22 protein-coding genes are annotated in these 13857 nt (G+C 45.5%); 11 read left to right on the top strand and 11 right to left on the bottom strand.

Annotated features, from left to right (window positions below):
* Positions 1-390: 390 nt before the first annotated feature.
* On the top strand, positions 391-996 hold the full coding sequence (locus tag ACJJIP_RS16785; RefSeq protein ID WP_444945666.1) for a HEPN domain-containing protein: 606 nt from the start codon (positions 391-393) through the stop codon (positions 994-996).
* Between the two features lie 20 nt (positions 997-1016).
* Positions 1017-1514 carry a GIY-YIG nuclease family protein gene (locus ACJJIP_RS16780; RefSeq protein WP_444945665.1) on the top strand — a complete coding sequence of 166 codons (498 nt, stop codon included), beginning with the start codon at positions 1017-1019 and terminating at the stop codon, positions 1512-1514.
* Between the two features lie 64 nt (positions 1515-1578).
* Here ACJJIP_RS16780 and ACJJIP_RS16775 read toward each other — a convergent pair whose 3' ends face one another.
* From ACJJIP_RS16775 to ACJJIP_RS16740, 8 genes are all read right to left on the bottom strand, one after another.
* Complete coding sequence (locus ACJJIP_RS16775; protein ID WP_444945664.1) at positions 1579-2781, bottom strand: tyrosine-type recombinase/integrase; 1203 nt, start codon at positions 2779-2781, stop codon at positions 1579-1581.
* Between the two features lie 35 nt (positions 2782-2816).
* Entirely contained in the window at positions 2817-3062 is a 246-nt protein-coding gene (locus ACJJIP_RS16770; RefSeq protein WP_157533347.1) for a hypothetical protein, read from the bottom strand.
* A gap of 18 nt (positions 3063-3080) precedes the next feature.
* Entirely contained in the window at positions 3081-3308 is a 228-nt protein-coding gene (locus ACJJIP_RS16765) for a hypothetical protein (RefSeq protein WP_444945663.1), read from the bottom strand.
* 88 nt (positions 3309-3396) lie between these two features.
* Positions 3397-3684 (bottom strand): phage antirepressor KilAC domain-containing protein, encoded by a 288-nt coding sequence (locus ACJJIP_RS16760; protein WP_444945662.1) that lies wholly within the window; start codon positions 3682-3684, stop codon positions 3397-3399.
* Entirely contained in the window at positions 3681-3845 is a 165-nt protein-coding gene (locus tag ACJJIP_RS16755; RefSeq protein ID WP_444945661.1) for a hypothetical protein, read from the bottom strand. Before ACJJIP_RS16755 ends, ACJJIP_RS16760 begins: the two co-directional genes overlap by 4 nt.
* 168 nt (positions 3846-4013) lie before the next feature.
* Positions 4014-4316 (bottom strand): DUF7673 family protein, encoded by a 303-nt coding sequence (locus tag ACJJIP_RS16750; RefSeq protein ID WP_444945660.1) that lies wholly within the window; start codon positions 4314-4316, stop codon positions 4014-4016.
* Positions 4313-4504, bottom strand: a complete 192-nt coding sequence (locus ACJJIP_RS16745) for a hypothetical protein (protein WP_444945659.1) — start codon at positions 4502-4504, stop codon at positions 4313-4315. Before ACJJIP_RS16745 ends, ACJJIP_RS16750 begins: the two co-directional genes overlap by 4 nt.
* Positions 4501-4845 (bottom strand): response regulator transcription factor, encoded by a 345-nt coding sequence (locus ACJJIP_RS16740; RefSeq protein WP_444945658.1) that lies wholly within the window; start codon positions 4843-4845, stop codon positions 4501-4503. Before ACJJIP_RS16740 ends, ACJJIP_RS16745 begins: the two co-directional genes overlap by 4 nt.
* A 208-nt stretch (positions 4846-5053) precedes the next feature.
* Between ACJJIP_RS16740 and ACJJIP_RS16735 the strand changes: the two genes are divergently transcribed.
* Entirely contained in the window at positions 5054-6100 is a 1047-nt protein-coding gene (locus tag ACJJIP_RS16735; protein ID WP_444945657.1) for a DNA cytosine methyltransferase, read from the top strand.
* On the opposite strand, the gene ACJJIP_RS16730 is transcribed toward ACJJIP_RS16735, so the two are convergent.
* The 3 genes from ACJJIP_RS16730 to ACJJIP_RS16720 are packed head-to-tail and all read right to left on the bottom strand — an operon-like array spanning position 6097 to position 8667.
* Entirely contained in the window at positions 6097-6813 is a 717-nt protein-coding gene (locus ACJJIP_RS16730; protein WP_444945656.1) for an MAE_28990/MAE_18760 family HEPN-like nuclease, read from the bottom strand. The genes ACJJIP_RS16735 and ACJJIP_RS16730 overlap by 4 nt on opposite strands.
* Positions 6814-6818: 5 nt before the next feature.
* Entirely contained in the window at positions 6819-7973 is a 1155-nt protein-coding gene (locus ACJJIP_RS16725) for a DUF262 domain-containing protein (protein WP_444945655.1), read from the bottom strand.
* A 25-nt stretch (positions 7974-7998) separates the two neighbouring features.
* A complete protein-coding gene (locus ACJJIP_RS16720) occupies positions 7999-8667 on the bottom strand; it encodes a LexA family protein (protein ID WP_444945654.1) in 669 nt (222 codons plus the stop codon).
* A 96-nt stretch (positions 8668-8763) separates the two neighbouring features.
* On the opposite strand from ACJJIP_RS16720, the gene ACJJIP_RS16715 reads away from it, so the two are divergent.
* The 8 genes from ACJJIP_RS16715 to ACJJIP_RS16680 all read left to right on the top strand — a co-directional run bounded on the left by ACJJIP_RS16715 (position 8764) and on the right by ACJJIP_RS16680 (position 13805).
* Positions 8764-9033 (top strand): transcriptional regulator, encoded by a 270-nt coding sequence (locus tag ACJJIP_RS16715; protein ID WP_444945653.1) that lies wholly within the window; start codon positions 8764-8766, stop codon positions 9031-9033.
* A 284-nt stretch (positions 9034-9317) separates the two neighbouring features.
* The gene (locus ACJJIP_RS16710; protein ID WP_444945652.1) at positions 9318-10346 is read left to right on the top strand and encodes a hypothetical protein; all 1029 of its coding nucleotides are present in this window, start codon (positions 9318-9320) and stop codon (positions 10344-10346) included.
* Positions 10347-10440: 94 nt separating this feature from the next.
* Complete coding sequence (locus ACJJIP_RS16705; RefSeq protein ID WP_444945651.1) at positions 10441-11106, top strand: hypothetical protein; 666 nt, start codon at positions 10441-10443, stop codon at positions 11104-11106.
* A 152-nt stretch (positions 11107-11258) separates the two neighbouring features.
* Entirely contained in the window at positions 11259-11783 is a 525-nt protein-coding gene (locus tag ACJJIP_RS16700; protein ID WP_444945650.1) for a hypothetical protein, read from the top strand.
* Between the two features lie 334 nt (positions 11784-12117).
* Positions 12118-12513: a DUF5675 family protein gene (locus ACJJIP_RS16695; protein WP_444945649.1), complete on the top strand. Its 396-nt coding sequence runs from the start codon at positions 12118-12120 to the stop codon at positions 12511-12513.
* Complete coding sequence (locus ACJJIP_RS16690; RefSeq protein WP_252084500.1) at positions 12513-12869, top strand: hypothetical protein; 357 nt, start codon at positions 12513-12515, stop codon at positions 12867-12869. The genes ACJJIP_RS16695 and ACJJIP_RS16690 overlap by 1 nt, the downstream gene beginning before the upstream one ends.
* On the top strand, positions 12866-13096 hold the full coding sequence (locus tag ACJJIP_RS16685) for a holin (protein WP_245556633.1): 231 nt from the start codon (positions 12866-12868) through the stop codon (positions 13094-13096). The genes ACJJIP_RS16690 and ACJJIP_RS16685 overlap by 4 nt, the downstream gene beginning before the upstream one ends.
* Positions 13086-13805 carry a hypothetical protein gene (locus ACJJIP_RS16680; RefSeq protein ID WP_444945648.1) on the top strand — a complete coding sequence of 240 codons (720 nt, stop codon included), beginning with the start codon at positions 13086-13088 and terminating at the stop codon, positions 13803-13805. Before ACJJIP_RS16685 ends, ACJJIP_RS16680 begins: the two co-directional genes overlap by 11 nt.
* Positions 13806-13857 lie beyond the last annotated feature (52 nt).

Below are 13857 nucleotides of genomic sequence, written 5' to 3'. Positions count from 1 at the left end.
GTCTATCAAGGGGTTGCGAGAAGAGGTTCACGACCTCTTATCCGGTGAACAAAAACTCGCGAGAAAGAAAAAGGGCCTTTAGGCCCTTTTTTTTCGCCTAAATTTTAGCTCCTTATACCTCCTCCCAAATATCTTATAAATCCACGTGGATACCGATCCTGCAGTAACTATTGCTGATTCTATTGGCGTCTGATGTATTTGATATCAGTAACAAAAGCAGTTACTTCATAAGTGCTTTTAAACAAACACGGGTACCAAATTGTCCGTACTCGCCTTGACTCTTCAACTTTGTTTGAATGAAAGGGGTTGGTTTTCAGGATGCATAAATAGATGATATAAAGGTGCTAGCTCAAATAATAACTACACGGAATATAAGCAAAAGGATTTTTAATGACTGATTTAGATGCCATAAGACTCTTTGGTTTAGCAAGTAACTTTTGGCAGCTCACATTAAATGTCTCCAATGAGCTGATCAGCTCTGGTAATCCAGATTCGATGCAGTATCGAGGTTGGGGATGGCCAAGTAAAGAAGAACACAAGGAATACGAAGAGCTTGTTAAGTGGTCGGACCTGAATATTGTTGAGCCAATACTGTTTAATTTTTACCATGGAATAGAGTTAAGTCTTAAGGCACTAATTCGAGCAAAAAATACTGAGATAGATAATATTCACAAACTTTCTAAGCTACTACAAAAGGTAACAGATCTTTATATCGATTCAGATTTTATAGATTTTTATGAGAAATATGTAAATTTGATTGGTATTCATGAAATTCTTAGAAATTTTTGTAATGAATCCGGTATAACAATGGATTTGTATTATCAAAGTCTAAAGTATCCTGTAAGCACGAAAGGCGTAGAATTTAATCATACTGTTCTAAGATATCAGGGTGAAGACGGAGTGGCTTTATTTCAGGAAATCTATGAAGACTTATCAAAAGTTAGAAAGGTTGTTAAGCAGAAGATCATCAGTGAATGTGAAGAAGTATTAAGCTGATTAGGGCTTTAATCTGACTTGTGTTCCTGAGGGAGAGTTGGAATCTAAAGGAATACTTCAAAATTAATAATAAATTAATTATGTATATTTATGTGCTGTTGCTGAGATCTGATAAGTATTATGTAGGTGTAGCTGAGGATATTGGGCTTAGGCTTTGGTCCCATTTTAAAATGGGGAATAAATCAGGTTCAGCATGGACAAAAAAGTATCCGCCAATTTCAGTTTTGCATTGCAGTGAATGCTCTAGTAGTCCTATTGAATTTAAGAGGATAGAGAAAGTTTGTACTCTTAGATTGGCAAAGCTTAAAGGTTTTGAAAATGTTAGGGGCTCAGCTTATTGTTTAAGTTCAGATGAATACCCTAAGGGCTGGGATAAATACTTAGATGGGGTGCAGCCAGCTAACCTCGATAAAATGAAGCCTTTGACAAATAAGGAATTAAAAGAGTTGATGAAAGGGAAGTATCAACTTTGGCTTAAAAAAAGAAGAGAGGGAATTGAAAAGCATAAAGCTATATAATTTTTGAAAAATATAGATTGTGGAACTGCTTATAATAAAGTAATGGGTTGCTACCAATTTCATTTTAAAATCCCCTCCCAATTGCCTGTTCATCCAAATAGATACTAATCTCCTTATAATCAATACCATGTCCTGCTTGATAGGCCTGTGTGATACGTTCATCGGTATGGGCCATCAGCTGCTGCACCGACTTGACGTCATACCCCATTCGCTTGAATCGATCTGAGGCGAGACTGCGCACTTCGTGGAAGCTGGGTGGGGTTTGGTGTTTAGGTAAGCTGATGTAAAGTCCGGTAGCGTTGCGAACCTCGGTAAACATATCGCTAAGTCGGTCTGGGCTGACTTGGCATACATGTTCTTTAGTTCTCCCCGTCCGCCGTTGTTTGGGTGTATGGCTCAGTACATAAGGACAGCGGTAATTTCTTAGGCTGAGTTCTCTTGCGCGGCTAATAAGTTTGCCAAGTTGTTGGTGGGTTTTTAAATTAAAACTTAAGTGGCTGGCGGCGAGGCTATCTCGTTGCGCTTCGGATTTATTAATCGTTTTTCGTAGGTGGTCGCCTTGCAGGTGTTTCTCAAAGTTCAGCTCGCAGATATCGGCGCGACGCATGGTGGTTAGCATACTGATACCCATAGCAATCTGGAGCGCTTCATAGCCTAATTCCCCAGCCTTTTCATAGATGGTCCAGTAAGCTTCCAGGGTTAAGCGTTGGCGCTTTTTAATGGGCTTTCCCTTTTCCAGCAGGCGCGGACGGTCGTCGGCTGTGGTGAAGGGGTTGCTTTCCAGTTTGCACAAGCCTTCAGCCATTAGGTAATTAAAGAATTTATTAAACTCGGCGCGGCGTGCGTGTTGTTGATGGTAGGTAAGGGATTCCCACCATTTGCGTAGATCTGCCAGTTTAGCTTTGTGTATTGGAATAGCCTCAAAAGCTTCACCAAACCGCTTAAGAGCGTTGCAGCGATTGCGCCAGCTGGCTTTGCTGGGTAAGCGTGGGTCGTTCTCTGTTCGCCACTCTATATAGCGTATGGCATGGTAGGCGAAGCTGGATCTATCAGGTACTTTGGCTGGTTTTCGTTTAATACGCTCCCCACGCACAGCATTGGCTTCTACGGCCATACGCATGGCATCTTCTAATGATGCAGAGAAAACACGATAGCGCCCGTCAGGTAAGCAGTAACGCCAATAATTTTCTCGCTTGCGTGCGTCTGGATAAAGGTTATCCGGTAGTGGTGTATCACCCCACATGCGGGGCTTTCTGGGTCTGGCCATTTCCTTGCTCGACTGCAGCTTTGTTGGTGTTGTTCTTAGCCTGCCAGCAGGTCTAGCCCGCTTTTAGGTTGGCCATCGTTAATGGCGGTATTCTGAGCTGGGCTTTTGCCGGTGTGATCGCGTATGGCGAATCGGTCGGCATCGACATAGGGTTCCCCGGCAATGATCTGGCCTGGGATATGTTCGGCGGTGATCCATTCAATAATTTTGTCCCTACCAGGGCGAGAGCCTAATTCAAATTGCTCTCTGGCCCAGGTAGTGCCTTTAACTAGCTTACCCACGGGGTAGCCCTCCATGGCTTATTCAGGTAAAGCTCGTTCCTTTAGTTCACCATTAATAATGCTATAGCTGGTGAATGTATCGGTTTCTTTATCGAAGATTTGTACCCAGTATTTGAAGCGTTTTTCTTTGGCAATTTGCTCTGCTTTTTTCTTCGCTTCTTCTAGAGTTTCTGCTGATTGCCGGAAATCTTTAGCACCACCCATTAGTAAGTTATAACTGCCGCAAAATAGTGCATACCTTTTCATTGGATTCTCCGATTTTAAAAAGGGGCTCCTTACCGGCAGCCCAAGGATGGTTACCTCTGACTGAATGCGCCGGGGCGCGGTTAAATCTTTAGCTGGCCTGGGGGATGGTTCCTTTTTCGATTAAGTCCCGAATCCACACCATGCCTTTCGATGTCACTTTGGTATTGATATACGGCACCTTCACCGGGCCGCGGCTATATTCGGCATTTTCTGCAACCAGTAGCCCCTGCTGTACTGCGGTTTTTGTGGGTGAATTGCGCATAGGTTCACGGCTGTGCAAAAGGTCATTATTGCGCAGCAGTTTCAACAGGTTATTCCTGCCCATTTCCAGCGTTCGGGCGGCTTGAGTGATTGTGAATAGTTTTTCCTTTTTCACGCTGCCTCCTGGTTATCCACAGTTTGTTTTGGGGGCTGACCTTGGATAGCTTCAGAGAGCGCGGCGATCTGCTCGCGCATGCCGTTTATTTGTAACTGCTGGGCTTCTACCGTGGCCATCAGGTCTTGGGTGATTTGCAACAGCTGGGAGAATTCATTCATGGCCTGTGCTTACCACTTTCTTGAACTTTCTTTCCCGGCCTATTGCCGGCTCCCAGTACTTGCAGAGCTGGCAAGCCCAGCCGCGTAATAACAGCTTCCCATTAAATACTGGCTCTGCGAGTTTTCCACAGAGGGGGCAGCGTATTCTTGGGAGCTGCTGGGCTTGGTTCACGCTGCTCCCTTCCTTTGGGTTTCAAGGTGAGACCACTCGACACAAAGGGTGCGAAACTTTTTCTCGCCATGCGCAATGACGTATTGGGGTTCTTTACCTTGGTAGCGAAGCGTAATTACGTTGAGTGCGTGCTGATAGTTATCCCCATCCAGTAGAGCGAGCTCGGCAACGGGTATCGTGAAATCATTGCTATTCCAGGCTGAAAGCAATACCTGTGCAGCAATTGCACTAGCGCCGGAGTAGCCGTTGGCTACGGTGAGTAGGGCTTCCACACTTTGTTTTGGGCTGAAATTACTCATGCCGCATCACCTCCAAACGGAGACCAATCGTCACCTTGCTTGGGTGTATCCGAACTTGGTTTGGTCTGTGTGGCTACTGCGTGACGGCCTTTATGAATTGCGGCAACGATTGGCCCGGTACAGCCATTTGGGCGTTTGATACCGCGTTGAGTTTGAGCTGTTGGGAGTACATAGACTTTGGCGGTCATACGATGCCCTCGCGGTTATTGCGGGTGCGAATAGTTCGAATAGTGGGGCGGCGTTGGATACGGGTGCGTAATTGCTCCTGTGCATCGGTACCAATACCGCTAAGAACTGAGGCAATTAGGGCGAACTGAATTAATCCGTGCTTTACCGCTTTGGCCACTGCGTCTGTGCTGTTGCGGGCGTGGAGTTTGTAAAAGCACTCTGTCAGCAGGTTGGTAACATTGGTCACAGAGCACTGCATAGCCTGGGCTGTTTCTCGATTGGAGAGTCCACGAGCGCGGTGGGTAAGTGCTTCAGCTTGGCGTGGGGCCAGAGGTCTTAGGTGGTTTGTGTAGTTATCCATTCTGATTGCCCTATCCTTAGCTTTAGTAGACAGTAGCCGAAAGTTAATTGTTAAGTCAATAGCCAAAAGTTAATATTTAAGAGGGCGAGCTTGGGTAGGGGCCCAGATTGTGGTATTAATGCTTCCGCTCCATAATTAACCCCTGTTTTTATGTACAGTTTTTATGGATTTGGAGTGGCTTTACTTTTATTGGATTGGGATTGAATAGATGCCTTCGATTGCGGCTGTTGATTTGTTTTGTGGGGCTGGAGGACTGTCCCATGGTCTACTAAAGGCTGATATCAACGTTGTTGCCGGTTATGATGTTGATGAGATGTGTGGCTTTCCCTATGAAAGAAACAATGAGAGAGCTCGTTTTTTTCATCGTGATGTAACTTCGGTAACAGCTGATGAATTGGCACCTTTATACCCCGATGAAAGTGTCAAACTGCTCGCAGGATGTGCCCCATGCCAGCCTTTCTCTAAATATTCTCAAGGTAGGGATGTAACGAGTGATAAGAAATGGCCGTTGCTGTATGAGTTTGCAAGGTTAATTAAGGAAGTCCAGCCCGAGCTGGTTACTATGGAAAACGTACCTGAAGTAGTTAAGCATCAGGTTTATCATGACTTTGTCGCAGATTTAGAAAATCAAGGATATTTTGTTTGGGCTGAGTCTGTGTATTGTCCTGAATATGGAGTTCCACAGAGTCGGACACGTCACGTGTTGCTTGCTTCAAAGCTTGGAGAAGTGGAGCTGATACCTGTAACACGTAAAAAGGGGCGCTTTAAAACGGTAGAAGAAACCATTGGTCGTGGGAAGTTGAGGCCCCTAAAAGCCGGTGAGTGTGATGTAATTGATCCATTGCATAAGGCGTCTGCACTATCTCCTCTTAATTTGAAGAGAATTAAAGTTTCTAAGCCAGGTGGTACGTGGAGGGATTGGCCTGAAGATCTAAGGGCGGAGTGTCATCGACGCGAAAGTGGTCGATCATATGGAGGAGTCTATGCGAGGATGCGTTGGGATGAACCTAGTCCAACGATGACAACTCAGTGTTATGGGTATGGAAATGGAAGGTTTGGTCATCCGGATCAAGATAGAGCAATATCTCTACGCGAAGCAGCAATGCTTCAAACATTCCCTAAAGCGTATCAATTCGTGCCAAAGGGTGCTGAGGTTAATTTCAAGTCAATTGGCAGAATGATTGGAAATGCTGTGCCGGTTAGGCTGGGAGTTATTATCGGCCGAAGCCTGGCTGCTCACGTCAATAAGCTTTAATTGGAAGCTTGTTGGTATTCTTCTGCTTTTAGGTATCGCTCTACACCGTCTAAGACAGCCTCTAGGTATAGACTGCTTTCTTTGTAGAGCTTAATTACATCATCAATGGCTGTGTCTTGTCCGCATTGTTCGAATGAAATGTTTCCATGTGAAAGCTCATTGCGTTTTACACGAATAACTTTCATTCGTATACCATCCTGGCTTTTGGATTTGTCATGATCGGCGATTTTAAACCCATAGGATCTCGCTTTTTCTTGTATGATTTTGGCGTCGATATTTCCACTAAATAATTTCTTTTTATCATACCCCATCCAAGTTAAGGCTTCATTTATGAGCGTTTCTCCATGAGAGTGTGCAATTTTTGATGTTACAGCCTCTCTAAAGTTTTTAATGCAAATTGACTTTAAAGGTTCACTCAATTTTTCAAAAGTAAGCTTTTTATTTCGGACTTGTTGATGAATGCTGTCCAAAGCATGGGTCATTGTTGATTCAATGAGATTGTATATTAACAAGTAGGCAGTGGCAGATAGGGTTTTAGTTAAACTGCGTTCAATTGGGAAAATTGACTCGACCTCACCGGAATCTTTTCTAGTTCTAGCTAATGTGTTTGCTTTTTTATCAATAAGGGCTTCCGTGAAATCAAGGTATCGTTGAATTTCAGCTTTCCTTTCTTCAAAATTATCACGAGCTATTGTAATTTCATTGATGTACATGTGTATTAGCTATCCCCAAAGATATCGGATTGAACGTCAATCTTTCTGGGGTCGGCGAATATTTTTTCTGGATCTCCCTCATACTCAACGTTTCGATTAAGGAGGTTGTCCCGCACGAAATGTAGTCTATTGATCAGTTTAGGCCGAGAATTGCTCGCATCGGAACGAGTTAGGTGTCCGAACTCTTTACCAAAAATCCAGTCATTGGTTTCAATTTTTAACTCAGGATTTTCTCGGAGTGCAAGGGTTGTTCCGATGGCCATTGCTTCAAATCTAATGCGAGGTACAGACTTGTTGTTGGCGGTTTTTCTAAATCCGTATTGAAAATTACTTTCAATGAATTCAAGCATTTTGTTGAATTCATCTGCCATTTCTATTCCATTGAATCCGTTGTTGTTCTTATCGTCAAGATAATCGTCAAGAAAGCTATCAACTCGTTTGTTGAATGATTTGTATTTTTCTAAATACGCAAAATATCTCAATACGAGTTCTTCGTGTTCTCTGTGTTGTGTTCTAGCGGTGCTAATTGGACACAGCTCAATGAGTTTCGGACTGTTAGCTAGTTCCTTAATGAACTTTAAGAAACCTCCATCTCTAGAGCCCATCCTTTGTTCCATTGATGTGAGTTTAGTTCCACCGCTATTGAGGCGATCAAACATTTGACGACGCGCCTCTTCATCCATATTCTCAGTTAATTCGATAAGCCTGATTGTTTTTCTACTAAAGCGTCGCTGCCTAGACTTTGGTAAGTCGCAAAACCTAAAGTCGTTAACTTCGGAAAGTAATGTTAATCCTGAAAGAGTTAAGGAGTTCTGCATAAAGCTAACTAGAGTTCTAATGCGCTGTGACCCGTCAACAATTTCTAATCGCCCGTCATTATCTGCAACAAATAAGTAAGGGACAGGTAGATTTATTAGTATTGATTCAATAAATCGTGATTGCTGGTCTAGTTTCCAGACCATCTCCCGTTGGTAGTCGGGTATGAATATTTCAGCTTCGTCAGACTCTAGACCATTTACAAATTTATCAACAATGACTTCAACAGGGTATTCACGAATGTCATAGTCAGAAATTTTTTGCCGATCAATAATTTGTTTTTCGGCGGCCTCTTGTCTATCTTGGTTAAACCGAGATTTATCTTCATCCAGTTGAAACTGCATATCACTTCCTTTGTTAGGTGTTAGATTAATCAGGAATGTATGAGCCTAATATTACTCCGCAAAAACTCACTTCCATATTAGTAATATCCATTGATGGATAGCTGGGATTGATTGGGCGTAAGAAAGTGTGCCCCATATCTTCGGCATAAATTTTGAAGGTTACTTCGTCATTAAGCTTGGCTATAACCCGGCAACCATTGGTAAGGGGTTTGTCTGGATCAACAAAAATGATTGTCCCTTCCGGGTAAGAGCGTTGGCCAGGGTAAGGGCTAGTCATGCTATCGCCATTTACGCGTAGTGCGTAGGCGCGGTCTGAGTGGGCAGCGGGGCAGGGCAGCCAGGCTTCGGCTTCGCCGGGTTCTAGCAGATCTACCGCTTCACAAAAAGCGCCTGCTTGTACCCAGCTGATCAGGGGGATTCTCCCTTGAATTCTTGGTCCTTGTGTAACATTGCTTCCCTCCTTGTTACCTAGCGGTCCTGGACCGGCCCCAGTGAGCAACCAATCCACTGACACCCCGAGAGTTTCTGCAATCCGTGTGGCGGTACTCATGCGCGGTAATTTTTCACCGTTCCGGTAGCTCCAAATTGTCACGGTGCTGACATCAAATAGGCGAGCCAGGGCTTCTTGCGTGTCTTCTACGCCAGCATGTGTGACGGCCTGTTTAAACCGCTTTGCAAAGTCAGGATGTTTCATAACGACATATTAGCTACAAGTTAATTAATTAGCGGCTATTGATTTTAGGTAGCCGAAAGTTAATACTCTGGCTACTGATAGCAGGGAGGAGCCGAGATGACCCAGGATGTGATCAATACAGCAATTGATGATGCTGTGAGGGTGGTTGGCTCTCAGGCCAAGCTAGCGCGGGCGATTGGGGTTACAGCTGTCTTTGTCTCTCAGATGCGTCGAGGGCTGAGAGCAGTGCCGCCAAAGCTGTGCACAAAGATTGAGTTAGCCACTAAGCGCAAGGTATCTCGCGCCAGCTTGCGCCCTGATGTGTTTGGTTCTTTGGAGGATCAAATAGATCAACAAGGCACTCCAGAAGTTCATCAGGCAAGTTAAGCCGATACGGGTTAGCTGTCGAGATCAGAATAACGATCATTTTCAAATCCTCATTTTATTGTCTTGCCATTCTGCGGTGAATGAGTGTTGGGATTAATTCATTTCGGTATATGGGGATTTATATAGGGTGGGGAATCCTGTCTGCAGCCGGACAAGACCGGTAACACTTCTCTGCGTCTGTCTTAGGCGCTTCTGTAGATTGGAATTCGCTATGCACGAATAGTGAAATCAAGGATAGGTAAAAACAATATGACCAATGCATTTTGTTCTAGGGGGGCTGCCGCATGATTCGTCGAAGTGCCCGACCATCTTCAAATTATTTGGTGGTCTCGAATTCCGTTGTGTGTGATCGCCGTATTTCCTTCGCTGCTGGCGGTTTACTGCTACACCTGCTGTCAAAGCCTGATCACTGGGAAGTTTTCCCTTCGGCATTAGCCAAAGAGGCTCAGGAGGGTAGAGATAAAATCTACAAGCTGTTGGGTGAGTTGATTGATGCTGGTTATTGCAAGCGTATCACCCGGCGTGGTGAGCGAGGAAAAATAGTCGGCACAGACTATGAAATCTCGGATGTTCCACGAGATGCTGATCCACTTCTTGAAAACCCGGATACGGATTTACCGGATACGGATTTACCGGATACGGATTTACCGGATACGGATTTACCGGATACGGATTTACCGGATACGGATTTACCGGATACGGATTTACCGGATACGGATTTACCGGATACGGATTTACCGGATACGGATTTACCGGATACGGATTTACCGGATACGGATTTACCGGATACGGATTTACCGGATACGGATTTACCGGATACGGATTTACCGGATACGGATTTACCGGATACGGATTTACCGGATACGGATTTACCGGATACGGATTTACCAGATACGGGTTTACCGTATCCGGATTTGCCGACACAAGAAAGTAAAGATACTAAGAAAGTAACTAATCTAGAAAATAACCAGAGAGAGGGCGGACAGGGAGATGCCCATGCCGTTCCCCATCAGCCCGCCCCAACATCCAAGCGCGGAACACGCCTTCCCGACGATTGGCAGCTGACCAGAGAATTTTACGATGAGGCAGCCAGGGTGCGCCCAGAGGTGATGCATCAGATCTACGATATCGCGGCCAGTTTTGGTGATTACTGGAAATCTCAGTCAGGCAAGCAGGGGGTGCGGTGCGATTGGCTGGCGGTGTGGCGCAACTGGGTGAGACGGGAAAGGTTTATTCCTCCGCAGCGCTCAGTGCCCCAGCAGCGAACGCGAGACCGCCCAATCGGTGAGATGTTGAGAGATACCAGCTGGTAAACCCCGCGGAACAAGCCGGTAGTTTTCAGTTGGCCGCGTGATAGGGCCCAACTGGGCCAGTTGAGATTAGTGTTTACAGTCTTGGAGGGGTGACATGAGATTCGAATCAGCGAGACAGGCTTGGCATGATGCCTTTGATGGCTCTACAGCAGCGTTTGATTATGAGGCGATGGGCAACAGGAGCACGGTCACCTCAAACACCCGGCGAGGCCGGAAATTAATTATTCGGGGTGAGGTGCAGGGAAAGGCGAATCAAGTGATTTGCCGAATTGATGCGCCCCGGGTGAGTGGTGCCGAAACTGTTGTGGGGAAGAGCAGCAGTAACCGAGTTATGGATTCATGTGAGAAGGGAATTATTCAAAACGTGGTTGCCAAGCTGAGACAAAGTGACCCACTGGCTTACTGCTGGGGCATGGCTGCCTATGCACCACCGGCAAAAAGATTTAAAGAGCGGGCGGCGCTATTGCAATACTTGATGTCTGAGTTTGACAAGTGGGAGGAGCCGCACCCGAGAGAAAAGGTGAGTCAGTTGGCGCTATTTTGTATTAATGCGTGTGCACTGCGTGATGTGAATGGCCGATTAATAGACCTGGGCCATGCGCGGACAATTTTAGGGTGTAACAAAAAGCGTTGGGATAGGGAGTGGGTAAAAATTTGGAAACGTTTGCAGCGGCGTTTGGACCCTCTACCCGCAAGTGCATTAGGGCCTATTTCTGAGGTTGTGCAGGAGTACAGAGGGCGGCTTAAAGCCGCTTGTTGACAGCTTTGTCCTGAGTAGGTATAAATTCCCCAGAATGCGGTTTTTCCGCTTTGCAGAATAAAACCGGCCTCTGAGCCGGTTTTTTTACGCTGTTAATTTCTAAATCTATTGAGCGAATGTATGCACATGGAAATATTGGACGTAAAATTCTCATGAACTATTTTTATATAATTTTTTTAATGTTGTTAAGCATAAGCAGTTTAGCTTCTAATGATACTTCCTTCATGGAGGTGAATAATAATTCAAGCCATGAAAAAATCTCGAAGATTGATAGTGCAGACCAGAGCACTAGAGATGAAGCAAGGATGGGTGCTGAATTAGATAATTGTATGAGCTTACTTAGAGATAAAGTAGTAGCTTATGCTTCTAGTCCTAATGGTATGAGTATAGATAAGCTTGTATATAAGGGAAGTCTAGATGATAAGTATAGTGTATCTAGAACACTGAGATCCATAATGAAGAGTGGTGTAGAGGAAATATCCTATTTTACACTAGAAGCTTATAATGCTCGCTATGGAGCTTCTCCTATACCCAATGTAAGAGATGAAATAGAACCAACGCATTTAATTTTTATTAAGCCGAATGGTAATAGATTTTCCAGTGGTTTAAGTTTTCCTGCTGGTCGCTCAGGTGATGTTTGTTATTTCCTTGAACCTGAACTTTTAGTTATTGACTGACATATGTAAATGTTAATGGCGGTTGCCTAAGCGCAAGGATTTTTCAGGATATTTTAAGTTGTTTATCTTAACTCATTTGCGGGGAAGAGCTTTGGAGTAGTATTTGAGTTGGAGAAAAAGGGTCAAGAAGCGATTTAAAGTAGTCTGTTGACAGTTTTGTCCTGAATAGGTATAAATTCCCCAGAATGCGGTTTTTCCGCTTTGCAATAAACCCGGCTCCCCCAGCCGGGTTTTTTCGTTTCTGACTTTCTATTTTTCATTGCTCCATTACCTGTACTTGGCGGCGTTTTTGTGGGCGCCGTTTTTTATTCCTTAGCTCTGCGAGCGGAAATTCATGAACTGCGATCTGCAACGATTCGCCTATGGGCCTGATGCCACATTGGGGCGACTGAGAGTGCGTGACTGTGTGTTTTATACGGTAGAGCGCCCGTGGTTGGGTAATCGTCCGTTCGAGAGCTGTATTCCTGAAGGGGTTTATTCCTGTAATCCCTATAACTCACTTAGGTTCCCCAATGTGTGGGAGCTTCAGGAAGTCCCTGGCCGCACAAAAATATTAATCCACACCGCTAATTATTCGGCGGACGTGCGGGGCTGTATTGGTATTGGTTCTAACCTGGCTCATGGTGGTTGGTGGGTGACGCAATCCCGCAAGGCAATGCAGCAGTTGCGAGAGCTGTTGCCACCTGAGTTTGATCTGACAATTACGCACTATGTGCCGGAGTATCCGTGATGGGTATTTGGTCTGGAGTTAAGGGTTTATTTGCTGGCCCCGAGTCTGCGGGCAAGGTTCTGGATGCCACTGTAAATACTGTGGATGCGGTGTGGTTTACCAATGAGGAAAAATCCCGTTGGTATCTCAAGTACCTGGAGGCAACGCAGCCTCAGAACCGGGCACGGCGATTAATTGCCTTTTTGGTGACATTAGTTTGGGCGTTACTGGTTTTATTTATTGCAGCGGCCATGGCTTTTAAGGCGCCTTTTGTAGCAGACCTAAAGGGCCTGCTGGTTGATGTGGTTGTGCAGCCTTATAGCATCATCATCGGCTTCTATTTCGTGAAGTCGTGGGTGAGTGAGGTTAAGCGGTGAACACTGTAGCTCAAGAGGCAGCGAGGGAAGCCATGGTTCAGAAGGTCGCCAGTGCAACCACTACGGTTGCTGCGGGTACAGCGGTAGTCGGTGGATATGCAGCACAAGAGTTATTGGCGGTGGGTGGTTTCTTGATTGCTTTGAGTGGGTTCATTGTGAATTGGTATTACAACCATAAGCGCTTGAAGCTGCAGGAAAGGCAGCAGGACGGGGACGATGGACGTTAGTGTAAAGCTGGATACTTCAAAGTTTGATCGGGCATCTGCTGAATTAAAAAAGCAGTTACCTTATGCCAGTTCGGTTGCCCTAAATAACGTGGCCTTTCGAATCCGGGGAGAAGAGCGCTCAGCGATGGGGCGTGTATTTACAAACCCGGCAAAGTTAACGCTGAACTCTGTATTGGTAAAGAAAGCCACGAAGCGTTCTGGCATTGCCAAAGTCTTTATCCGTGATCAGGTTTCCAACGGAAATGCACCGAGTAAATATCTGGCCCCGTCAGTCATGGATGTGGACCGGAACGACAAGCGCTTTGAGCGTGCCCTTCGATATATGGGTGTCCTGCCTGCTGGTATGTATGTGGTGCATGGTGAGGCGGCGAGATTAAACAAGCATGGGAATATCTCAGTCGGAACCTATAAAAAAATCCTGGCTGAACTACGGGATAACCCTGGCTCTACAAGTGGGGCAGGTAGTGCGCAGGGTAAGAAGGGGAAATATTTCGTTGGCAAAGTTAATGGTGTCTTAGGCGTTTGGAAGAGGGCAGGCGGTAAGCGCCGGCCAACGGTTAAGCCCATCCTGGTATTCCTCAAAGGCAAGCCAGACTACCGCAAGCGTTTCCCATTTATCCAAATTGCCGAAGGCATAGCGCGGCGTCACCTGCCGATTGAACTGGATAAGGCTATGGATCATGCGATTGCGACCGCAAAGAGACGTTGAACGGGTCCTCCTGAGGGGTCCAACACACGGGTAATTCGAACCCCGTTTTTTT

The organism is Microbulbifer variabilis, from assembly GCF_052467165.1.
This window is presented reverse-complemented; position numbering and strand designations above follow the sequence as displayed.

Bases quoted from the DNA above. Each gene is read 5' to 3' on its own strand.
- ACJJIP_RS16745 (WP_444945659.1), bottom strand. From the start codon at position 4,504: ATGACCGCCAAAGTCTATGTACTCCCAACAGCTCAAACTCAACGCGGT.
- ACJJIP_RS16700 (WP_444945650.1), top strand. From the start codon at position 11,259: ATGAACTATTTTTATATAATTTTTTTAATGTTGTTAAGCATAAGCAGT.
- ACJJIP_RS16690 (WP_252084500.1), top strand. From the start codon at position 12,513: ATGGGTATTTGGTCTGGAGTTAAGGGTTTATTTGCTGGCCCCGAGTCT.
- ACJJIP_RS16740 (WP_444945658.1), bottom strand. From the start codon at position 4,845: ATGGATAACTACACAAACCACCTAAGACCTCTGGCCCCACGCCAAGCT.
- ACJJIP_RS16695 (WP_444945649.1), top strand. From the start codon at position 12,118: ATGAACTGCGATCTGCAACGATTCGCCTATGGGCCTGATGCCACATTG.
- ACJJIP_RS16715 (WP_444945653.1), top strand. From the start codon at position 8,764: ATGACCCAGGATGTGATCAATACAGCAATTGATGATGCTGTGAGGGTG.
- ACJJIP_RS16680 (WP_444945648.1), top strand. From the start codon at position 13,086: ATGGACGTTAGTGTAAAGCTGGATACTTCAAAGTTTGATCGGGCATCT.
- ACJJIP_RS16765 (WP_444945663.1), bottom strand. From the start codon at position 3,308: ATGAAAAGGTATGCACTATTTTGCGGCAGTTATAACTTACTAATGGGT.
- ACJJIP_RS16725 (WP_444945655.1), bottom strand. From the start codon at position 7,973: ATGCAGTTTCAACTGGATGAAGATAAATCTCGGTTTAACCAAGATAGA.
- ACJJIP_RS16750 (WP_444945660.1), bottom strand. From the start codon at position 4,316: ATGAGTAATTTCAGCCCAAAACAAAGTGTGGAAGCCCTACTCACCGTA.
- ACJJIP_RS16785 (WP_444945666.1), top strand. From the start codon at position 391: ATGACTGATTTAGATGCCATAAGACTCTTTGGTTTAGCAAGTAACTTT.
- ACJJIP_RS16775 (WP_444945664.1), bottom strand. From the start codon at position 2,781: ATGGCCAGACCCAGAAAGCCCCGCATGTGGGGTGATACACCACTACCG.
- ACJJIP_RS16755 (WP_444945661.1), bottom strand. From the start codon at position 3,845: ATGAATGAATTCTCCCAGCTGTTGCAAATCACCCAAGACCTGATGGCC.
- ACJJIP_RS16735 (WP_444945657.1), top strand. From the start codon at position 5,054: ATGCCTTCGATTGCGGCTGTTGATTTGTTTTGTGGGGCTGGAGGACTG.
- ACJJIP_RS16730 (WP_444945656.1), bottom strand. From the start codon at position 6,813: ATGTACATCAATGAAATTACAATAGCTCGTGATAATTTTGAAGAAAGG.
- ACJJIP_RS16710 (WP_444945652.1), top strand. From the start codon at position 9,318: ATGATTCGTCGAAGTGCCCGACCATCTTCAAATTATTTGGTGGTCTCG.
- ACJJIP_RS16705 (WP_444945651.1), top strand. From the start codon at position 10,441: ATGAGATTCGAATCAGCGAGACAGGCTTGGCATGATGCCTTTGATGGC.
- ACJJIP_RS16720 (WP_444945654.1), bottom strand. From the start codon at position 8,667: ATGAAACATCCTGACTTTGCAAAGCGGTTTAAACAGGCCGTCACACAT.